At 71.5% G+C, this 20,182-nt stretch carries 20 protein-coding genes, 1 pseudogene and 1 riboswitch; of the genes and pseudogenes, 9 read left to right on the plus strand and 12 right to left on the minus strand.

Annotated elements, in window-relative coordinates; genetic code table 11:
• Positions 1 to 115 precede the first annotated feature (115 nt).
• The 3 genes from ACH4S9_RS30985 to thrC form a co-directional block, all read right to left on the minus strand.
• Complete coding sequence (locus tag ACH4S9_RS30985) at positions 116 to 322, minus strand: cold-shock protein (protein ID WP_009716982.1); 207 nt, start codon at positions 320 to 322, stop codon at positions 116 to 118.
• 465 nt (positions 323 to 787) lie between these two features.
• The gene (locus ACH4S9_RS30990; protein ID WP_311724471.1) at positions 788 to 1,066 is read right to left on the minus strand and encodes a MoaD/ThiS family protein; all 279 of its coding nucleotides are present in this window, start codon (positions 1,064 to 1,066) and stop codon (positions 788 to 790) included.
• A gap of 89 nt (positions 1,067 to 1,155) precedes the next feature.
• The gene (thrC, locus tag ACH4S9_RS30995; protein ID WP_385350844.1) at positions 1,156 to 2,442 is read right to left on the minus strand and encodes a threonine synthase; all 1,287 of its coding nucleotides are present in this window, start codon (positions 2,440 to 2,442) and stop codon (positions 1,156 to 1,158) included.
• Between the two features lie 18 nt (positions 2,443 to 2,460).
• A riboswitch (SAM riboswitch) is annotated at positions 2,461 to 2,605 on the minus strand.
• A gap of 171 nt (positions 2,606 to 2,776) precedes the next feature.
• Here thrC and ACH4S9_RS31000 point away from each other — a divergent pair.
• Both ACH4S9_RS31000 and ACH4S9_RS31005 read left to right on the plus strand, forming a co-directional pair.
• Entirely contained in the window at positions 2,777 to 3,724 is a 948-nt protein-coding gene (locus ACH4S9_RS31000) for a glucosyl-3-phosphoglycerate synthase (protein WP_398374903.1), read from the plus strand.
• 56 nt (positions 3,725 to 3,780) lie between these two features.
• Positions 3,781 to 5,241, plus strand: coding sequence for a trehalose-6-phosphate synthase (locus ACH4S9_RS31005; protein ID WP_398374792.1), 1,461 nt, complete (start codon positions 3,781 to 3,783; stop codon positions 5,239 to 5,241).
• Positions 5,242 to 5,446: 205 nt separating this feature from the next.
• Here ACH4S9_RS31005 and otsB read toward each other — a convergent pair whose 3' ends face one another.
• The 3 genes and pseudogenes from otsB to ACH4S9_RS31020 all read right to left on the minus strand — a co-directional run bounded on the left by otsB (position 5,447) and on the right by ACH4S9_RS31020 (position 7,964).
• The gene (otsB, locus tag ACH4S9_RS31010) at positions 5,447 to 6,298 is read right to left on the minus strand and encodes a trehalose-phosphatase (RefSeq protein WP_385346998.1); all 852 of its coding nucleotides are present in this window, start codon (positions 6,296 to 6,298) and stop codon (positions 5,447 to 5,449) included.
• A gap of 53 nt (positions 6,299 to 6,351) precedes the next feature.
• Positions 6,352 to 6,588 (minus strand): annotated as a pseudogene (locus ACH4S9_RS31015) (DUF3263 domain-containing protein); the annotation flags it as partial.
• Between the two features lie 113 nt (positions 6,589 to 6,701).
• A complete protein-coding gene (locus ACH4S9_RS31020) occupies positions 6,702 to 7,964 on the minus strand; it encodes an extracellular solute-binding protein (protein ID WP_311724477.1) in 1,263 nt (420 codons plus the stop codon).
• A gap of 230 nt (positions 7,965 to 8,194) precedes the next feature.
• On the opposite strand from ACH4S9_RS31020, the gene ACH4S9_RS31025 reads away from it, so the two are divergent.
• The 3 genes from ACH4S9_RS31025 to ACH4S9_RS31035 all read left to right on the plus strand — a co-directional run bounded on the left by ACH4S9_RS31025 (position 8,195) and on the right by ACH4S9_RS31035 (position 11,466).
• A complete protein-coding gene (locus tag ACH4S9_RS31025) occupies positions 8,195 to 9,127 on the plus strand; it encodes an ROK family protein (RefSeq protein WP_358846102.1) in 933 nt (310 codons plus the stop codon).
• Complete coding sequence (nagA, locus tag ACH4S9_RS31030; RefSeq protein ID WP_311724479.1) at positions 9,127 to 10,332, plus strand: N-acetylglucosamine-6-phosphate deacetylase; 1,206 nt, start codon at positions 9,127 to 9,129, stop codon at positions 10,330 to 10,332. The genes ACH4S9_RS31025 and nagA overlap by 1 nt, the downstream gene beginning before the upstream one ends.
• 204 nt (positions 10,333 to 10,536) lie before the next feature.
• Positions 10,537 to 11,466 carry a 1-phosphofructokinase family hexose kinase gene (locus ACH4S9_RS31035; protein WP_358846100.1) on the plus strand — a complete coding sequence of 310 codons (930 nt, stop codon included), beginning with the start codon at positions 10,537 to 10,539 and terminating at the stop codon, positions 11,464 to 11,466.
• A gap of 20 nt (positions 11,467 to 11,486) precedes the next feature.
• On the opposite strand, the gene ACH4S9_RS31040 is transcribed toward ACH4S9_RS31035, so the two are convergent.
• Positions 11,487 to 12,449, minus strand: a complete 963-nt coding sequence (locus ACH4S9_RS31040; RefSeq protein ID WP_398374794.1) for a CBM35 domain-containing protein — start codon at positions 12,447 to 12,449, stop codon at positions 11,487 to 11,489.
• A gap of 198 nt (positions 12,450 to 12,647) precedes the next feature.
• The gene (gene cdgB, locus ACH4S9_RS31045; RefSeq protein WP_398374796.1) at positions 12,648 to 14,333 is read right to left on the minus strand and encodes a diguanylate cyclase CdgB; all 1,686 of its coding nucleotides are present in this window, start codon (positions 14,331 to 14,333) and stop codon (positions 12,648 to 12,650) included.
• A 404-nt stretch (positions 14,334 to 14,737) separates the two neighbouring features.
• On the opposite strand from cdgB, the gene ACH4S9_RS31050 reads away from it, so the two are divergent.
• Both ACH4S9_RS31050 and ACH4S9_RS31055 read left to right on the plus strand, forming a co-directional pair.
• Positions 14,738 to 15,238: a flavin reductase family protein gene (locus ACH4S9_RS31050; RefSeq protein ID WP_311724483.1), complete on the plus strand. Its 501-nt coding sequence runs from the start codon at positions 14,738 to 14,740 to the stop codon at positions 15,236 to 15,238.
• 11 nt (positions 15,239 to 15,249) lie between these two features.
• Positions 15,250 to 15,609: an arsenate reductase family protein gene (locus ACH4S9_RS31055; protein ID WP_398374798.1), complete on the plus strand. Its 360-nt coding sequence runs from the start codon at positions 15,250 to 15,252 to the stop codon at positions 15,607 to 15,609.
• Between the two features lie 88 nt (positions 15,610 to 15,697).
• On the opposite strand, the gene arfB is transcribed toward ACH4S9_RS31055, so the two are convergent.
• Positions 15,698 to 16,135, minus strand: coding sequence for an alternative ribosome rescue aminoacyl-tRNA hydrolase ArfB (arfB, locus tag ACH4S9_RS31060; RefSeq protein ID WP_398374905.1), 438 nt, complete (start codon positions 16,133 to 16,135; stop codon positions 15,698 to 15,700).
• A 177-nt stretch (positions 16,136 to 16,312) separates the two neighbouring features.
• Between arfB and ACH4S9_RS31065 the strand changes: the two genes are divergently transcribed.
• Positions 16,313 to 16,888, plus strand: coding sequence for a TerD family protein (locus tag ACH4S9_RS31065; RefSeq protein ID WP_311724486.1), 576 nt, complete (start codon positions 16,313 to 16,315; stop codon positions 16,886 to 16,888).
• A gap of 66 nt (positions 16,889 to 16,954) precedes the next feature.
• On the opposite strand, the gene ACH4S9_RS31070 is transcribed toward ACH4S9_RS31065, so the two are convergent.
• From ACH4S9_RS31070 to ACH4S9_RS31080, 3 genes are all read right to left on the minus strand, one after another.
• Positions 16,955 to 17,170 (minus strand): DUF397 domain-containing protein, encoded by a 216-nt coding sequence (locus ACH4S9_RS31070; RefSeq protein WP_385346986.1) that lies wholly within the window; start codon positions 17,168 to 17,170, stop codon positions 16,955 to 16,957.
• On the minus strand, positions 17,149 to 18,003 hold the full coding sequence (locus ACH4S9_RS31075) for a Scr1 family TA system antitoxin-like transcriptional regulator (protein WP_398374801.1): 855 nt from the start codon (positions 18,001 to 18,003) through the stop codon (positions 17,149 to 17,151). The genes ACH4S9_RS31070 and ACH4S9_RS31075 overlap by 22 nt, the downstream gene beginning before the upstream one ends.
• Before the next feature lie 128 nt (positions 18,004 to 18,131).
• Complete coding sequence (locus ACH4S9_RS31080) at positions 18,132 to 18,908, minus strand: SDR family oxidoreductase (protein WP_311724489.1); 777 nt, start codon at positions 18,906 to 18,908, stop codon at positions 18,132 to 18,134.
• A 150-nt stretch (positions 18,909 to 19,058) separates the two neighbouring features.
• Between ACH4S9_RS31080 and ACH4S9_RS31085 the strand changes: the two genes are divergently transcribed.
• Complete coding sequence (locus ACH4S9_RS31085; protein WP_398374803.1) at positions 19,059 to 19,970, plus strand: helix-turn-helix transcriptional regulator; 912 nt, start codon at positions 19,059 to 19,061, stop codon at positions 19,968 to 19,970.
• Positions 19,971 to 20,182 lie beyond the last annotated feature (212 nt).

The following is a 20,182-nucleotide window of genomic DNA, read 5'->3' on the forward strand; positions in this document are numbered from 1 at the left end:
TGAGCGGCCATCGGCGCACAGGTCAACACCCATGTGAACACGCATGTCAAAGGGCCCGTGCCCCTAGGGGGTACGAGCCCTTTGAACGGTCCAGTCAGTGCCTCGCGTCGGCGCTTCAGCCAACAGCCACGCGGACCATGTCCGCCTGCGGCCCCTTCTGGCCCTGCGAGATCTCGAACTCGACCCGCTGGCCTTCTTCGAGGGTGCGGTAACCGTCCATCTGGATCGCGCTGTAGTGGACGAACACGTCCGCACCACCGTCGACCGCGATGAAGCCGTACCCCTTCTCCGCGTTGAACCACTTGACGGTGCCCTGAGCCATTCCTAACTCCCCTATTGCTGGCCCCTGCGCAGGACCGCACTCCGCGGACCCGGGTCAGACCTCACCCCCCGGTCGTGGGGGGTGTGCGCCGGAACGCGTCGACCGCCGCTGAATGTATCTGTCCCACTGCCCTGTGCAACAGGTCAATCGGACGAGAATTCTGGCGACGGTCGATCGGTAATAAGTGGAGAATTCCCGTGAATTCCGGGCAAGTCGGGCCAGGCATAAGGGAATCAACCCGACAATTCACGCGCACACTTTACGCACAAGTTGACGAGTTCTCATATGCGGCCGCCCATGAGGCCAACAGAAGGGGAACGGCTCAACTGTAGCGCGATTCAACACACGGAATCGCCCGGTCCGTTTCTATCAGGACCGGGCGATTCCGTTTACCTCGGGGGTACGGCCGGCTCACATCGGCCCGCGGCGGGGCCACAACCGGCCTGTGGCGGGGGAGCGACCGGCTCAGCAGCCGCCCGCGACCGCCGGAATGATCGAGACACCGGCGCCGTCCGGAGTCGCGGTCTCCAGGCCCTCGGAGAAGCGAACGTCGTCGTCATTGACGTAGACATTGACGAAACGGCGCAGCTTGCCGGTGTCGTCCAGGACGCGGGCCGCAATGCCCTGGTGATTCCGGTCCAGGTCCGCGAGGACCTCGGAGAGGGTCGCGCCCTCGGCACTGACCTCGGCCTGCCCGCCGGTGTAGGTGCGCAGGATGGTGGGGATCCGGACATTGACGCTCATGAGGGTTTCACCTTCCAAGGGAACTGCTGCGGGGGGCGAGGGCGAATTCGAGGGGCGAATTCAAGCCAGCTGGTTTGAGCGGGCCCGATTCAGGCCAGACCAGCTTCGCGGAACGCGTCGAGGCTGGGGCGGATCACCGCCGTGGGTCCACTCGTCGGGGCGACCGCGTCGAGCGTCTTGAGGCCGTCGCCGGTGTTGAGCACGACGGTGGTGAGGGTGGGGTCCAGCACCCCGTTCTCGAGCAGCTTCCTCGTCACGCCCAGGGTCACCCCGCCGGCGGTCTCCGCGAAGATCCCCTCCGTACGGGCCAGCAGCTTGATCGCGTCCACGATCTGCTCGTCGTTCACGTCCTCCACCGCCCCGCCCGTGCGGCGCGCGATGTCCAGTACATACGGCCCGTCCGCCGGGTTGCCGATGGCCAGCGACTTGGCGATGGTGTTCGGCTTCTGCGGCCGCACCACGTCCTGGCCCGCCTTGAAGGCGGTGGAGACCGGGGAGCAGCCCTCGGCCTGGGCGCCGAAGATCTTGTACGGCTTGTCCTCGACCAGGCCGAGCTCGATGAGCTCCTTCAGCCCCTTGTCGATCTTCGTCAGCTGCGAGCCCGAGGCGATCGGGATGACGAGCTGGTCCGGCAGCCGCCAGCCGAGCTGTTCGCAGATCTCGTACGCGAGGGTCTTGGACCCCTCCGCGTAGTACGGGCGGAGGTTGACGTTGACAAAGCCCCAGCCCTCGCCCGCCGGGTCGCCGATCAGCTCGCTGCAGAAGCGGTTGACGTCGTCGTAGGTGCCCTCGATGGCGACCAGGTCACCGCCGTAGATCGCGGCCATGACGACCTTGCCCTGCTCCAGGTCGTGCGGGATGAAGGTGCAGGAGCGCAGGCCCGCGCGGGCGGCCGCGGCGCCGACCGCGCCCGCGAGGTTGCCGGTGGAGGAGCAGGAGAGGGTGGTGAAGCCGAAGGCGCGGGCGGCCTCGACGGCCTGGGCGACGACGCGGTCCTTGAAGGAGTGCGTCGGGTTCCCGGAGTCGTCCTTGATGTGCAGCTCGCCGGTCACGCCCAGCTCGCGGGCGAGGTTGTCGGCCTTCACCAGCTTGGTGAACCCGGGGTTGATGTTGGGCTTGTCGGCCACGTCCGCCGGGACGGGCAGCAGCGGGGCGTAGCGCCAGATGTTGTTCGGGCCCGCCTCGATCCGCCGGCGCAGCCCCTCCGGGTCGCCGGTCGGCAGGTCGTACGCGACCTCGAGCGGCCCGAAACACTCCACACAGGCGAAAATGGGGCCGAGGGGGAAACGCTCACCGCACTCGCGACAGGACAGTGCGACGGCGGGACCGAGCGAGACGGAAGAGGTGGTGGAGCTTTCGACAGCTTGCACAGCCATGGGAGGCGAGGCCCTTTCTCCTCATCTTCCTCACGGCGCATCTCGCCGCGAGCCGGAATTGGCACCTTCCCGAGCCGGGGCCCCGCTTCGCGTAGAACGCAGGACCGGCTGGAGGGTTGCCGGGGCTTCAACGGGCCGTTCCCTCTGCCCCTCTGGATGAGCGGTATGACGCCGGGCACAGCGCGGCGTTTTTGTCGCACGCGGACCCCCGACATACGACGGTCACGTGCGTTGTTCAAGACTGTAACCGAAGGCCTGGATGGTTGAGATAGTCGTCCGAGGCGCGAGATGGGTCACAGCTGACGCGCGCCAGGCACAACAGGGAGGCATGGCCGTGCTGGAAGAGGTGGAACGCTGGCTGAAGGAGCGGTCCTGGTCCGCCGGCGACCGTCCGCTCGACCGCCTGCTGGCCGCCAAGCGCGCCACGGGCAGGACCGTGAGCGTCGTCCTGCCCGCCCTCAACGAGGAGGCGACGGTCGGCGAGATCGCCGCGGCCATCCGCCGCGAGCTGATGGGCGAGGCCGCCCCGCTGGTCGACGAGCTGGTGGTGATGGACTCCGGGTCCACCGACCGCACCGCCGAGGTCGCCGCGGCGGCCGGTGCGAGGGTGGTGCACCGCGACGCCGTGCTGCCCGAGCTGCCCACGCTGCCCGGCAAGGGCGAGGTGCTGTGGCGCTCGCTGCTGGCGACCAGCGGCGACATCATCTGCTTCATAGACGCCGACCTGCGGGAATTCGACGCGCGCTTCGTCTCCGGGATCGTCGGCCCGCTGCTGACCGACCCGGACGTACACCTGGTCAAGGGGATGTACGACCGGCCGCTCGGCAACGCCTCCGGCCAGGGCGGGCGGGTCACCGAGCTGGTCGCCCGGCCGCTGCTCAATCTGCACTGGCCGCAGCTGGCCGGTTTCGTACAGCCGCTCGGCGGCGAGTACGCGGCGCGCCGCTCGCTGCTGGAGCGGCTGCCCTTCCCCGTCGGATACGGGGTGGAGCTGGCCATTCTCATCGACTCGCTGCACACGGTCGGACTCGGCGCGCTCGCCCAGGTCGACCTCGGCGTGCGCAAACACCGCCACCAGGACCCGCAGGCGCTCGGCCGGATGGCGGCCACGATCTACCGCACGGCCCAGCTGCGGCTGGCGCGCGGGCATCTGGTGCGGCCGCGGCTGACCCAGTTCGACCGGGACGAGGGCGGTTTTGTGGCGCGGACGAGCGCCGTGGACACGGAGGAGCGGCCGCCGATGATCGAGATCCCGGAGTACGCGGAGCGGCGGGCGGCGTGAGGGGGAAGAAACCGCACGCACGTTTGCGCGACGCGTGGGATGGCTAGGTACGCGACATGGCCTCTGAGCACACTGCTGCACAGGTCCTCGTCGCGTCCAACCGCGGCCCGGTCTCGTACGCCCTGCGGGAGGACGGGTCGCTTGCCCCCAAGCGCGGCGGCGGCGGGCTGGTCTCCGGCCTCAGCGCCATAGGGCCGGACGCCGGCGCGGTGTGGGTCTGCGCGGCGCTGGGCGACGGCGACCGCGAGGCGGCCCGGCGGGCCGGGCCCGGCCATCTGGACCCGGGCGACACCGGCGGACAGCTGGTGCGGATGCTCGACATCGCGCCGGAGATCTTCGACGCCGCGTACAACGGCATCGCGAACTCGGTGCTGTGGTTCGTCCACCACCTGCTCTACCAGACGCCGCTGGAGCCGGTCTTCGGCGCGGAGTTCCGCGCCCAGTGGGACGCCTACCGGACGTACAACGCGGCCTTCGCGGACGCCCTCGCCCAGGAGGCCGCCGACGGCGCCGCCGTGCTGATCCAGGACTACCACCTGGCGCTGGTGCCAGGACTGCTCCGCGAGCGCCGGCCGGACCTGCGGATCGGCCATTTCTCGCACACCCCCTGGGCGCCCCCGGACTACTACCGGCTGCTGCCGGACGACGTGGCGGCGGACGTGCTGCGCGGCATCCTGGGCGGCGACCGCGCCGCGTTCCTCACCGAGCGCTGGGCCCTGGCCTTCGCCGACTGCGCCGCGGCCGTGCTCGGCGCGGAGGTGGTGCGGGACGGCCCGCGGCTGTCCGTGCGCCTCGAGGGGCGCGAGACCCGGCTGGGCGTGCACGGCCTCGGCGCGGACGCGGATTTCCTGCGGAAGCGGTCCCGGGCCGCGGACGTCGACGAGCGGCTGACGGCCCTGCGCGCGCAGATCGGCCCCGGGCGCAAGACCGTCGTCCGGGTGGACCGCACCGAGCTGTCCAAGAACATCGTCCGCGGGCTGCTGGCCTACCGGCGGCTGCTGGAGACCCGCCCCGAGTGGCGGGAGCGCGTGGTGCACGTGGCCTTCGCCTACCCCTCCCGCCAGGACCTGGCCGTCTACCGCGACTACACGGACGAGGTGCGGCGGGTCGCCGACGCGATCAACGCCGACTACGGCACGGAAGGCTGGCAGCCGGTCGCCCTCCATGTGAAGGACGACTTCGCGCGGTCGCTCGCGGCCTACCGGCTGGCGGACGTGGCCCTGGTCAACCCGATCCGGGACGGGATGAACCTGGTCGCCAAGGAGGTGCCGGTGGTCTCCGAGCAGGGGTGCGCGCTGGTGCTCTCGCGGGAGGCCGGGGCGTACGCGGAGCTGGGCGCCGACGCGCTGGTGGTGAACCCGTACGACATCGAGGCGACGGCGCGGGCGCTGCACGAGGCGCTGTCGATGGGGGACGGCGAGCGGGCGGAGCGCACGAAGCGGCTGGCCGCGGCGGCGACTGCGCTGCCGCCCGCGCAGTGGTTCCTCGCGCAGCTGCGCGAGCTGACGGATGTCTGACGCCTGCGGCGGGCCTTGTCCCCTACCCGCCCCTTCCCGCAACCGGGGGCAAGCCCCCGGACCCCCGGACGCCCTTCGGGCGTGTCCTCAAGCGCCGGACGGGCTGGACTAAGCCCGCCCGGCGCTTGAGGGCAAAGCACAGCCAGCCCGTCCGGCGTTTGAGGACCGGGGTCCGGGGCGGAGCCCCGGTTCGGGAAGGCGCGAGCTAGCGGTCCTCGACCGCCGCGGCCAGCGCCGTCAGCAGGGCGACGACACCCGCGGGGCCGTCGACCACCAGGTCGGCCCGCTGGGCCAGCTCGGTGACCTCGCTGCTGCCGCTGCACACCAGCACCCCCGGCACCCCCTGCGCCCTCAACCGCTCCACCGCCGCGAACGCGGCCAGGTCCCCCAGGTCGTCGCCCGCGTACAGCACCGCCGAGGCCCCGGTCTCGCGTACGTGCTCGGTGAGGGCGACACCCTTGTCCACGCCCGGCGGGCGCAGTTCGAGCACCAGGCGGCCGGGCTCCACGATCAACCCGTGCCGCTCGGCGAGCCGCCGCACCGGCTCGCGCAGCGCCTCGAAGGCGCCCTGCGGGTCGGCGGCGCGGCGGGTGTGGACGGCGACGGCGCGCCCCTTCTCCTCCACGGTGGCGCCGCGCGCGGCGCCGACCGCGGCGAGTACGTCCGGGATGCCGGCCTGGGCCGCCGCAACGCCCGGGTGCGGGGGCGGGGCGGTGACCTCGCGGTCGGCGGCGTCCCAGCGCTCGGCGCCGTAGTGGCCGAGGACCACGAGGTGGTCGAGGTCCGGGGCCTCGGCGAAGCCGCCGTACTCCACGGCGAGGGCGGCGGGACGGCCGGTGATCACCGCGACGGAGCCCAGCCGCGGGGCGAGTCGGGAGAGCGCGGGCACGGCGCCGGGGTGGGCGCGCGCCTGGTCGGGGTCGGGGACGATGTCGGCGAGGGTGCCGTCGAAGTCGAGTGCGACGACGGCTTCCCCGGGCCGCTGGAGGATCGCGTCGAGGCCTTCACGGCCGGCCGCTGTCGTGGGTACGGGAAGAGGGTGGCTGTGGCTGCCCATGCGGCCGACCCTATCGCCGGGGCGGGTGGGAAGGTGGGGCGATCCGGATTCGTTCAGCGGCGTCCGCGCCTCGCCTCGCGCACGCGGCGCAGGCGGTTGACGGTCACCGGGTCGTGGGCGAGGGCGCGGGGGTCGTCCAGGAGGGCGTTGAGGAGCTGGTAGTAGCGGGTCGGCGAGATGCCGAGCCGCTCGCGTATCGCACGCTCCTTGGCGCCGGGGCCCGGCCAGCCGTGCCGCTCCACGGCGAGCACGGCCCGGTCCCGCTCGGAGAGGCCGGCCGCCTCGCCGGGCGCCTCGCCCGGCCCGTCCGTACGCCCCTCCCTACGCTCATCCGTACGCTCGTCCCCGTACTCGCTCTCGCCGCGCCCGTCCCCCTGCGCGTCCTGCCCGCCGTGCTCCATCGCTAGCTCGCCGCGCTCTCCATCGCGTCGGCCTCGCGCTGGACCTCGCTGAGCACGCCCGCCGGGTCGCCGCCCTTGGCCACCGCCGCGCCGATCTTGTTCTTCAGGTTCTGGTTGACCGTCGCCCAGGAGGTCTTGTCCACCGGGTAGAACTGCGCCGTCCCCAGCTCGTCGAGGAACTTCCACAGCCGCTTGTACTGGGTCTCCTTGCGCATCTCCTCGGAGGCCTTGGTGGTCACCGGCAGCAGGTCGTACTGGGTGGTGAAGTCGAGCACGTTCTTCCGGTCGTACAGGAAGTCCAGGAAGAGCCCCGCCTGTCTACGGTTGCCGTTCTGCTTGAAGGCCATGATCCAGTCGGCGACGCCGAGGGTGGAGGTGGACTTCCCGTCGCGGCCGGGCAGCGGCGCGGTGCCGTACTTGATGCCGTGGCCGTCCGCCTGCTGCATCAGGGTCGGGTGGCCGTTGAGCATGCCGACCTCGCCGCGCGTGAAGGCGTCGAAGATGTCCTGGCGGTTGGTGCGGGCCGGGGCGTCGGGGCCGGTGAGGCCCTTGCCGACCAGCTCGTCGCGCAGCCACTCGAGGGTCTTGATGTTCTGGGTCGAGTCGATGGTGTAGCTGCCGTTGGAGTCGCTGTAGCCGCCACCGCCGCCGAGCAGCCACATCAGGGCCTCGCCCTGTCCCTCCTCGGGGCCGAGCGGCAGCCCGTAGGGGATCTTCACTCCGATCGCCTTGAGCTGGACGGCGGCTTCCTTCAGCTCGGCCCAGGTCTCCGGGACCGAGGTGATGCCGGCCTGGTCGAACAGCCCCTTGTTGTAGAAGAAGAGCCGGGCGCTCGAGACGAAGGGCAGCCCGTACGCCACCCGCTTGACCTCGCCCGCCCGCGCGATGGAGTCGATGAACCCGGCCTGGGTGGGTATGGAGAGCATCTGGTCGGCGCGGTAGAGCTTGCCCTCGGCGGCGAAGTCGGCGTACGCGCCGATCTGCGCGATGTCCGGGGCCTCGCCCTTCTTGACCATCTCGCCGAGGCGCTTGTCGATCTCGGTCCAGCTCAGGATCGTGACATCGACCTTGATGTCCTTGTGCTTGGCCTCGAACGCCCGGGCCAGCTTGTCCCAGTACTTCTGCGAGCTGTTGGCCGAGCTGTCGCCGTAGTCGGCCGCCACCACCTTCAGGGTGACTTCGCCAGAGCCGCCGCTTCCGGTTCCGCACGCCGTCAGCGCGGGCGATATCGCCGCCGCCGCGGCACCCGCCGCCGTCAGACCCATGAATCGCCGACGCTGCACTGCTCTTCCCCACCCTCGTGGTTTGACCGCCCTCCTGGCCGGTCCCCAGGAGGGTCGAGCGAGTCTGCCCCGCATTCCTCCACAGGGTCTACACCATACGGATATCGCTTAGGTATCGAACTTCACCTTTGCGCAGACAATCGGAGCCTAGAGCACCGCCTGAACGGCGAGTGGACTAGACCTCTCGCCGGGGATCGCGCGAAACTGTTCCCGTGAGACACGTCATCGCCCTCGATGTGGGCGGCACCGGTATGAAGGCCGCCCTCGTGGGGGCGGACGGCACGCTCCTCCATGAGGCCAGGCGGCCCACGGGCCGGGAGCGCGGCCCGGAGGCCGTCGTCGCCGGGATCCTCGACTTCGCCGCCGAGCTGCGCGCGATCGGCGAGCAGCGGTACGGCGGGCCGGCCGCAGCGGCCGGGGTCGGCGTGCCCGGGGTCCTCGACGAGGCCCGCGGCATCGCCGTCTTCGCCGCCAACCTCGGCTGGCGCGATGTGCCGCTGCGTGCCCTGCTGGCCGAACGGCTCGCCGGGACGCCGGTCGCGCTCGCCCACGACGTACGGATGGGCGGGCTCGCCGAGGGGCGGATAGGAGCGGGCGAAGGGGCCGGCCGCTTTCTGTTCGTGTCGCTGGGCACCGGCATCGCGGGCGCCATCGGCATCGGCGGACGCGTCGACCCCGGCGCCAACGGCTCCTCGGGCGAGATCGGCCACATCGTCGTACGGCCGGGCGGCCCGGCGTGCGGATGCGGGCAGTCGGGCTGTCTGGAGACGCTCGCCTCCGCCTCCGCGGTGGGCCGCGCCTGGGCGCGGGCGAGCGGTGACCCCGAGGCGGACGCCGCGGACTGCGCCAAGGCCGTCGAGTCCGGCGACCCGCGGGCCGTGGAGGTATGGCACGAGGCCGTGGGCGCGCTCGCCGACGGCCTGGTCACCGGGGTCACCCTGCTGGACCCCGGAATACTGATCATCGGCGGGGGGCTCGCCGAGGCCGGCGAGACCCTGTTCGCGCCGCTGCGCACGGCGGTCGAGGAGCGGATCACGTTCCAGAAGCTGCCCTCTATCGTCCCGGCGGCCCTCGGGGACACCGCCGGATGCCTGGGCGCGGGTCTGCTCGCCTGGGATCTTCTCTCCACGGAGGTAAGCGCCTGATGGTCGGACGAACGGCTCGAACGGCTCGAACGGTTCTCAGGGGCGCCCGAGTGGTGCTGCCGACCGGGGTGGTCGAGAACGGGCGGGTGACGGTCGAAGGGCGGCACATCGTCGAGGCGGGCGCGGGCAGCGCACCGACGGCGGGTGGCGAGGGGGCCCCTGACGGCCCGGCGCTCGACCTGACCGGCCACTGGATCGTCCCCGGCTTCGTCGATATGCACGTGCACGGCGGCGGCGGCGCGTCCTTCTCGTCCGGCACCGCCGAGGAAGCCCTCACCGTCGCTCATACGCACCGCCGCCACGGCACCACCACTCTGCTCGCCTCCACCGTCACCGGCGACCTCGACGACCTCGCCCGGCAGGCCGCGGCGCTGTCCGAGCTGGTCGAACAGGGCGAGCTGGCCGGCGTCCACTTCGAGGGCCCGTTCATCTCCCCGCACCGCTGCGGCGCCCACCAGCCGTCGCTGCTGCGCCACCCGGACCCGGCGGATGTGCGCAAGCTCGTCGACGCCGCCCGCGGCACCGCGAAGATGGTGACCCTGGCGCCCGAACTGCCCGGCGGCCTGGACTCCGTACGGCTGCTGGCCGACAGCGGCGTCATCGCGGCCGTCGGCCACACCGACGCCGCGTACGACGCCGCGCTCGAGGCCGTCGAGGCGGGCGCGACCGTGGCGACCCACCTGTTCAACGCGATGCCGCCGCTGCTGCACCGCGAGCCGGGGCCGGTCGCCGCGCTGCTGGAGGACGAGCGGGTCACCGTCGAGCTGATCAACGACGGCACGCATCTGCACCCCGCCGCGCTGCGGCTCGCCTTCCACCGCGCGGGCGCCGGCCGGGTCGCCTTCATCACGGACGCGATGGGCGCGGCCGGCATGAGCGACGGGATCTATCCGCTGGGCCCGATGGAGGTCGAGGTCACCGACGGGGTCGCGCGGATCAGCACCGGCCCGACGGCCGGTTCCATCGCGGGCTCGACCCTGACCCTGGACCGCGCCTTCGCGCGGGCCGTGACCCTGGACGGGCTGAGCGTGCCCGAGGCCGTACGGGCGCTGTCCGCCACCCCCGCGAAGGTCCTCGGCCTGGACGACCGGGTGGGCTCGCTCGAGGCGGGCAAGGACGCCGATCTCGTGGTGCTCGGCGAGGACTTCGCGGTGGTGGGCGTGATGCGCCATGGCGCATGGGTGGTCGATCCCGAAGTGGGCTGATTCGACACCCCGGTCGGGCGGGCCGGTCTCCCCGGGGGACTGGGCCCGCCGCCGCCGTTTTGGCATGATCCTTCACAGCCGCACACACGCGGCTCGCACAGGCACACATGTGGCGGCACACACGGGCGCACGGATGTTCGCGCGTGCGTGTGCCGCAACGCCGGGGATTCGGGCCGGGCGGGGACGGACGAAGGGGATGCCAGGGTGATCCTGACGGTCACGCTCAACACCGCCCTGGACATCACCTATCAGGTGCCGCGCCTGCGCGCCCACACCACCCACCGCGTCACCGAGGTCACCGAACGGCCCGGCGGCAAGGGCCTCAATGTCGCCCGGGTGCTGGCCGCCCTCGGCCACCGCGCCGTCGTCACCGGCTTCGCCGGAGGCGTGACGGGGACCGTCCTGCGGGAGCGGCTCGCCGAGCTCGGCGGCGCCGTGACGGACGCCCTGGTGCCGATCGCCGGGACGACGCGCCGCACCGTCGGCGTCGTCGACGCCGACTCCGGCGACACCACCCAGCTCAACGAGCCGGGCCCGATCGTCACCACCCCCGAGTGGGCCGCCTTCCTGGGCGCGTACGCCGAGCTGCTGCGCGAGGCGTCGGCGGTGGCGCTGTGCGGCAGCCTGCCGCCCGGCGTCCCCGTGGGGACGTACGCGCGGCTCATCCGGGAGGCGCGCGCGGCGGGCGTGCCCACACTGCTGGACACCAGCGGCGAGCCCCTGCGCCGCGGCGTCGCCGCGCGCCCCGACATCGTCAAGCCCAACGCCCACGAACTCGCCGGGCTCACCGGCTCCACCGAGCCGCTGCGCGCCGCGCGGGACGCCCGGCGGCGTGGGGCGCACGCGGTGGCCGCCTCGCTCGGCGCGGACGGCATGCTCGCGGTCACCGCCGAGGGCACCTGGCGGGCCGCCCCGCCGCGCCGCCTCGCGGGCAACCCGACGGGGGCGGGGGACTCCGCGGTGGCCGGGCTGCTGTCCGGCCTGGTCGAGGGGGCCCCGTGGCCGGATCGGCTGGCGCGCGCGGTGGCCCTGTCGGCGGCGGCCGTACGGGCCCCGGCGGCGGGCGAGTTCGACCGCGGCACCTACGAGGAGCTGCTGGGGCGGATCGAGGTCACCGAGGACCCGGCGGCCTGACCGCCCTCAGCCGACGGCCGTCAGCCGTCCTTACCCGTGAGCCACAGCTGGTCGAGGATGACCTCGCACTTGTCACCGGCCTCACAGGACACCTTGACGGTGTTGGCGCCCTCCTTGAGGTTGACGAGGGACCAGGTGCTCGTCCAGCTCTTCTCCCAGTCGCCCTTCTTCGCGTCCGGGATGAAGTTCTCCATATTGATCGGCCGGGTCGACCGCTCCCCGTTGACGGTGAGCGAGAGCGACTGGTTCTCGCCGGGCACGCCGTACCTCGCGTACACCCGGTACGGGCCCGCCTTGGCGACGTCCACGTTCCAGGTCACGGACGCGCCGGGGGTGTTCAGCCCGCCGACGTACTTACCGCCCTCACCCTTGGCGCCGGGGATGTCCGTCGCGGGGCCCGCGCCGCCCTCCAGACGCAAGCCCCACGCGTCCTCGCTGGGCAACTCGGACGGATCCTTGGAGGCCCCGGGGGTCTCGCTGGGCTCGGCACTCGCGGACGCCGTGGGCGAGTTGGTCGGGCCGGCCTTGTCGTCCTTGTCGTCGCCGTTGTTCGTGATCATCGCGATGCCGATGCCGACCACGACCACGGCGACGACGGCGATCGCGCCGATGAGCAGCCCCTTGTTGTTGGGGCCGCGGCCGCCGGCGCCGCGCGAGGGGGCGGCCCGGCGGGAGCCGCCTCCGCCGGGAAGGGTCTCGGGGGCGGCGTAGTGGGCCTGCTGATTCGGGATCTGCTGCCCCTGCTGCCCCTGCTGCCCCTGCTGGTTCTGCTGCCCGTAGGTGCGCTCGCCGACCGCGCGGACGTGGTTGTACGAGGTGCGGGGGACCCCTGGCTGCTGCGGGGCGGCCGGGCCCGGGTAGCCGTAGCCGCCGGCCCGGGAGGCGGAGCCGGACTCTCCGCCCTGCCCGCCTTCCGAGCGGTACAGATAGGCGAACGGGTCGTCGTTCTCCGGCGCGTCCGAGCCGTTGTTACCGGCCGTCATCCCTCTCGTCACTCCCCTGTGCATATGGCCAACGGCGCTCAGGTGCGTACGCGCCATGACAGCTCATATCAGGGCCGGGAAGGCCGCAACAGGGCATGCACTGTCCGGATGGCCAATATTCATGATCGATTCACCGTCGGCGGCAGTGCCGCATCGGGGCAGCCTACCGCGACGAACACAACCCCGGTTCCAGAGCGCTCATCCCGCGCGGCGGCGCTCCTTGCTACGGGACCGCTTCTCGATATACATCCGCTGGTCGGCCGAGCGGAGCACTTCCTCGGCGGTCATTCCGCAACCGGCCCAGCCGATACCGAAGCTGGCCCCGACCCGGACGGCCCGGCCGTCGACCCGGATCGGCGGGGTGATGGCGTTGCGCAGCCGGCCGGCCAGGTCCTTGGCGTCGGCCCGGCCGAGGCCGTCCGCGAGGACCACGAACTCGTCGCCGCCGAGACGGGCCACGGTATCCCCCTCCCGCACCCCGGCGGCCAGCCGGCGGGCGACCTCGATGAGGACGGCGTCGCCGGCATGGTGGCCGAACCGGTCGTTGATCGACTTGAAGCCGTCCAGGTCGCAGAAGAGAACGGCCAGCCCCTTGTGGCCGTCGTCGACGTCGCCGTCCCCCCGCGGCGCGATGGTGTGCACATGCGGCTCGTACGGAATGCCGCCGCCGAAGCCCGGCCCGCCCGGCCCGTCGAACAGCCCCGGCCCGTCGAACTCGTCGTAGCCGCGGGAGAACCCGCCCGCCTCCGCGGCGTCGCCCGCGGACCCGTACCCCGACCCGTACTCCCCCGGCCCCGGCGGGCTGCCGCACAGCCTGCTGCCGAGGCGGGCGCGCAGTTCGGCGCTGTTGGGCAGGCCGGTCAGCGAGTCGTGGCTGGCGCGGTGGGCGAGCTGTAGCTCATGGGTCTTGCGCTCCTCGATGTCCTCGACGTGGGTGAGCAGAAAGCGCGGGCCGTCGGCCGCGTCCGCGACCACGGAGTTGCGCAGGCTCACCCAGACATAGCTGCCGTCCCGGCGGGCCAGCCGCAGCTCGGAGCGGCCGCCCTCGGCGGAGGTGCGCACGAGGGTGCCGATGTCTTCGCGGTGGACGAGGTCGGAGAAGGAGTAGCGGCGCAGGGCGGAGGCCGGCCGGCCCAGCAGCCGGCACAGCGCGTCGTTGGCGCGCAGCAGCCGCCCCTGCTGGTCGCCGCCCATCTCGGCGATGGCCATGCCGCTGGGCGCGTACTCGAAGGCCTGCCGGAAGCTCTCCTCGCTGGCGCGCAGGGCCTGTTGCTCACGCTCCAGGCGCAGCAGCGCGCGCTGCATATTGGCGCGCAGGCGGGCGTTGCCGATCGCGGTGGCGGCGTGGAAGGCGTACATCTGGAGGGCCTCGCGCCCCCAGGCGCCGGGGCGCCGGCCGCTGCGCGGCTTGTCGACGGAGATGACGCCGATCAGCTCGCCGCCGGAGCCGCCCGCCGTGTACATCGGGGCGAACAGGCGGTCCATGGGGTGCCACTCGTCGGGGAAGCGGGGCGCGGGCCCGGGGGTGTGCCACTCCTGAACGTCGTCGTCGTCGAGCACCCACCCCTCGCTGTACGGGATGAAGCGCAGATCGCCCCAGCGGTCCCCCATGGACAGCCGGCGGTCCCATGCGACGCGCGAGCCGACCCGGCCGGCCATCAGGGCCTCGGCCCCGGCGCTGCCGCCGACGGCCGCGACGACCAGGTCACCGTCCGGGCGGACCAGATGGACGGCCGAGAGCTCGAAACCGAGCCCGGCGATCACCCCGTCGGCGACGGTCTGCACGGTGTCGGCGAGGCTGCGGGCGGTGTTCAGATCGGCGACCACCTGGTGCAACAGCCGCAGGGTCGCAAGGCGGATGTACGGCTCCGACTCGGTCTCCATCGATCGCTACTCCCCCGAGACCTCGACAGCAACTCCTGGCTTCTTGTCGTCCTTCTCGTCGTCCGAATGCCATGGCCACTGAATCACAGCGAGCTGTTCACTCGGTACACAGGGTCAACAATTACTGCCTGGTGTGAGTCATGTCACAGACAGTGTTCAAGCCTTGGAGACAAGCGTGGGAGCGCTCCTTATTTTTGTGATTGCAAATCCTGAAACGCCCCTCGCCAGTCATCCGAAGGCGGCCGGCTGCCACCCGGGGCGTACGGCACATACGGCCCGCGACCTAGGACCGGCCTGGTCCCGGGGTCCGATGCGGGACCGGCCGGGCCGACGTTAGCGTTCAATACGTGCCGCACTCATCGTCTTCCGCGCCCGCGCAGCCCGCCATCCCCCATGCTGGTGGGGTGAGCGAGGACGAGTTCCGCGCCGCCCTGTCCCGGCTGTCCGCGGGCGTGGTGCTGGTGACCGCCCACGACCCGGAGGACGGGCCGCGCGGCGAGGACGTCGGCATGACGGCCACCGCGTTTATGTCGGTGTCACTTGACCCGCCGCTCGTCATGGTGAGCGTTCGCAACGGCTCGCGGATGGACGACCTACTGGCCCGACAGCCCCTCTGGGCGGTATCGGTCCTGTCGGAAAGCCAGCGCCATATAGCGGGACGCTTCGCCATGAAGGGGCGCATCAGCGACAGGCTGCTGTTCGAAGACATCCCCTACTCACGCGGCGAGGCCTCGGGCGCACCCCTCGTCGGCGGCGCGCTGGCGGTCATGGAGAGCCGCACCGAGCAGCGGGTGACGGCTGGCGACCACACGCTCGTGATCGGCCGAGTGCTCTCGGCGGGCACCCCGAGCGCGGACGGCGGCCCGCTGATGTACTTCCGGAGCCGCTACCGCACGCTGGGGTAACGTCCTCCGCCATGGAAATCTGGATCAATCCGGCCTGCTCCAAGTGCCGCTCCGCGCTGACCCTGCTGGACGCCGAGGGCGCCCAGTACACGGTGCGCCGCTATCTGGAGGCGCCGCCGACCGCCCAGGAGATCGAGGACGTGCTGCGCCGCCTCGGCCTGGAGCCCTGGGACATCACCCGCACCGGCGAGTCCGTGGCGGCCGAACTGGGCCTGGCCGACTGGCCGCGCGAGGAGTCCGCCCGCGCCCGGTGGACCGAGGCGCTGGCCGCCCATCCGATCCTGATCCAGCGACCGATCATCACGGCCGACGACGGCACGACGGTGGTCGGCCGCACCCCGGACGCGGTCCGCTCCGTCCTGCGCCAGTGATTTTGTGGTGAGTATCGGACAGCGACACGCCGTGGTGTCGGCGTGTCGCTGTCCGATACTCACCACAACTCAGGCCCCGAGCCCGCACCTAGCCCCAGTCCCGCCCGGACCGCCCCCGCTTGGTGTCGCCGCGCTGCTTCTTCTCCCGCAGCCGCCGCTCGTTGATACCGCGTGGGATACGGGTCGGACGGCGCGGCTTGGGCGGCGGCGCGGTCGCCTCGGCCAGCAGCGACGTGAGCCGGACCGCCGCCGTCTCGCGGTTGCGCCACTGCGAGCGGTGCTCGGAGGCCCGCACGGTCACCACCCCGCCGACCAGCCGCCCCGCCAGCCGCTCCAGCGCGCGCTGCTTCCACACCGGCGGAAGCGCCTCGGTCGCGGCCAGGTCGAAGCGCAGCTCCACTTGGCTGTCGCTGGTGTTGACGTGCTGCCCGCCCGGCCCGGACGACCGCGAGAAACGCCACATGAGCTCGGCCTCCGGCAGGGAGACCGAGCCACGGATGACATAGGGCCCGGACATGTCCCCCATGATCCCGCGCCGCCGCGGGCTCGTCACCTGCTTTTGTCCGGACCGCCCGGCGCTAAAGATTGGCAAAGAAGGTAAAGGAAGCTGGAACCGGTGGGTGGCGGACCGCGTTGAGGAGGGTGACGGTAGCTTCGTCCGGAGTACGAAGCACCGAGGACTCGACCACGAAAGGGACTCCCCATGGCTGTAAGCCTGTCCAAGGGCGGCAACGTCTCGCTCACCAAGGAGGCACCGGGCCTGACCGCCGTCACGGTGGGTCTCGGCTGGGACGTCCGCACCACCACCGGTACCGACTTCGACCTGGACGCGAGCGCCATCGCCGTGAACCCGAGCGGCAAGGTCTACTCGGACCAGCACTTCATCTTCTTCAACAACAAGTCCACCCCGGACCAGTCCATCGTCCACACCGGTGACAACGTCACCGGCCAGGGCGAGGGCGACGACGAGCAGATCAACGTCAACCTGGCGGGCCTCCCCGCCGACGTCGAGAAGATCGTCTTCCCGGTCTCCATCTACGACGCCGAGTCCCGCAGCCAGAACTTCGGCCAGGTTCGGAACGCGTTCATCCGCATCATCAACCAGGCCGGCGGCGCCGAGATCGCCCGCTACGACCTGAGCGAGGACGCGGCGACCGAGACCGCGATGGTCTTCGGCGAGCTCTACCGCAACGGCGCGGAGTGGAAGTTCCGCGCGGTCGGCCAGGGCTACGCCGCGGGCCTGGCGGGCATCGCCAAGGACTTCGGCGTCAACGTCTGACGGACGTAGCGCGCAAGACGCTGAGGGCCGCCCTGCCAGAGGGGCGGCCCTCGGTCGTTTCGGGGGTCAGCGCATGGCGATGCCGTCGCCTTTGAGCTCCGCCACGAAGGTGGACCACGCGGGGGCGGGGAAGATCAGGGCGGGGCCGTGGGGGTGCTTGGAGTCACGTACGGGGACTATGCCGGGGTGGCCGTCGGCCACCTCGACGCATTCGCCGCCGTCAGCATTGCTGTAGCTGCTCTTGCGCCAGACAGCGGTGCTCAGGTCAGGGGTGGTCGACATGCCTTCCAGTCCTCCATCGCCGCTCGGATCATCGCCTCGGAGTCATAAGGCGAGAGGGCCATGGCCCTGAACAGATCGTAGGACTGCTGGCGCTCTACCACCCCGTCCCGGTCCTCGATGATCGTCCCGAATCGGCTGCCTTCTACATAGGCCACCTGCGCGTGGTCTGGCGGCGTGAAGAGCGTCAGCGAACCACCCAGATCGGGGTGCTCGCCGCCTGCGGCGAAGGGCAGGATCTGGACAGTGATGTTCGGCTGAGCCGCGCGCTCGAGCAGCCTTGCCATCTGGTGGTGCATCACTTCAGGGGTCCCGACCCGGCGCCGCAGCACCGTCTCGTCGAGAACGAACCAACAGCGCGGCGGCCTGGACGCGCTCAGGCGCGTCTGTCGGTCGAGCCTCGCCTTGACCAGCGACGCGATTTCCCCGTCCGGGGCGTCCGGGTGCCCGCACCGTAGCCACCGGTCCGCGAACTCCGGGGTCTGGAGCAGGCCGTGCACGGTGGCGCTCACGTACGACTCAATGGCCAGCGCCCGGCTCTCGATCTCCATCACACGGCGGTACTTGCCGGGGAACGGCTCCTTTCTCGCCAACCCGTACAGCCTGATGAAGAGCCCCTCCGTGCCGAAGCAGGTGTCGAGCTTCGACGGCAGTTGGTCATCCTCCGGCAGGGACTCCCCTCCCTCGATCCGTGCGAGGTGCGACTTGCTGTAGTTCAACACCTCCGCGAGCCGCCGGAGTGACATGCCCGCCTTCTCCCGATAGCGCCGGATCTCGAAGCCGAGCAGATCACGAGCGGATCGATCCGGCTGGAGTTCGCGCGGCTGGAACGGCATGTGCCCACCCCTTGTCCCGTTTCCGCCCCTTGATGGCGCAAGGGGCCACTTGCGCCATCCAATTTAGGACACCCGCAGCAATTCCACTGTCACAACAGGTAACTACCCCGGCGGCAGCACAGCCCTGCTCACGCCTGCCGCGTCGGCAGGACGATCACCTGGCGCAGGTTCACATGGGCCGGGCGGCTGGTGACGTACGCGATCAGGTCGGCGATGTCCTCGGAGGAGAGCCCCCCGAGCGCGGCGAACATGTCGTCCAGCTGGCCGGTCGCCGTCGCGTTGTCGACATGGTCGGCCAGCTCGCTCTCGGTCAGCCCCGGCTCGATGTTGGTGACGCGCACATTCCGCGGGCCGAATTCGGTGCGCAGCGACGCCGACAGCTGGGTGAGCGCGGCCTTCGTCGCCGAGTACACCGCATACGTGGGGAACGGCACATGTGCCCCGATGGAGGAGATGTTGACGAGGTCGGCCGGCCTGCCGTCCGCCGCCGCGGCGAGCAGGTCCTGGGTGAAGGCGCCCACGACGCGCAGCGCGCCGGTGAGATTGGTGTCCACCATGCGGGTCCACTCGTCGGTCCGGCCGGCGTCGATCGGGTTGGGCAGCATCACCCCGGCGCCGTTGATCACCAGGTCCACCGGGCCGAAGGCGTCGTGCACCCGGGCGGCGCCGGCGGCGACCGCGGCCTCGTCGGTCACGTCGACCGGGACCGCGAGGGCCTGGCCGCCCTCGGCGGCGATCTCCTTGGCCAGTCCGTCCAGCCGGTCGGCGCGCCGCGCCCACAGCGCCACCCGGGCGCCCCGGGCGGCGAGCAGCCGGGCGGTCGCCGCGCCCATGCCGCTGGCGGCCCCGGTGATGACGGCGGTGCGCCCGGCGAGGTCGTTCTGGCGCGAGTCTGCGTGGTTCATCTCGGATGCTCCTGAGGTGTCGTGCGGTGGTGTCGTGCCGTCCGGCACGTCCTCAAGGTTGCGGCCGCCGCGCCGCCGTACCCAGGGTGACGCTTTTCCTGGGTCTGCCAGTACCAGGTTGGCGGAAGGGGTCTGACCTACTCTCGAGGCATGGCTGATGACGCTCTCGGTGACTTCCTCCGCTCACGGCGCGCCCGTATACGCCCTGACGACGTGGGGCTGATCTCCCATGGGCGGCGCCGGGTGCCGGGGCTGCGCCGGGAGGAGGTGGCCCAGCTGGCCGGGGTCAGCGTGGACTACTACGTCCGGCTGGAGCAGGGGCGCGGGACGAATGTGTCCGACGCGGTGCTCGACGCGGTGGCGCGGGTGCTGCGGCTGAACGAGGCGGAACACACCCATCTGCGGGATCTGGCCCGGCCGCGGCGGGGCCCGGGCCGGGGCGCGGCGGGGCGCCGGGCGGGCGGTCAGCGGGTGCGTACGGGCGTGCACACGCTGTTGGAGACCATGACCGGCACGCCCGCGTTCCTTCTCGGCCGGCGCATGGACGTCCTGGCCTGGAACGCCCTCGCGGACGCGGTGTCGGGGTTCTCCGCGATGCCCGAGGGGGAGCGCAACGCGGCCCGGCACACCTTTCTGGACCCGGCGGCCCGCGAGCTCTACGCGGAGTGGCCCACCGTGGCCGCGGAGACGGTGGGCTATCTGCGGCTCGACGCGGGTCGGCACCCGGACGATCCCCTGATGGCATCGTTGATCGGCGAGCTGGCGATGAAGAACGAGACATTCCGCCGGCTCTGGGCCGATCACCCGGTCAAGGAGAAGACACACGGGCTCAAGCGGCTGCGCCATCCGGTCGTGGGCGATCTGGAACTGTCGTACGAAACGCTGGCGCTCCCTGGCGATCCTGACCAACTCCTGGTCACTTACGCGGCGGTTCCGGGTTCGGCCGCCGCGGAGAAGCTGGCGGTGCTCGCGAGCTGGTCGGCCGGTCAGGGCGGGTCCGGTCGGGGGGACATGGACGACCGCACGAAAACTGACAAGCCCTCATCTTCCAGGCGCGGGTAAGTGGCGAAAACCTGACCGGAATCGCTTCCGCCAGAGACAACGCAAAGTCAAATTCTTGTTTCAGACCTGTCCGAACCGATCGTTCGATGACAATCTCTGCTCGGTCACCGCGCATGTCAGATGCACGTCAGCTTCAGTCGGCGTCAGCTGACCGCGCGCCAGGTGTCGGCACCACCGAAGCAAGCACCACTCACGCACCACTCCTCGCACCA

The organism is Streptomyces sp. NPDC021225, from assembly GCF_044332865.1.
GTDB lineage: Bacteria > Actinomycetota > Actinomycetes > Streptomycetales > Streptomycetaceae > Streptomyces.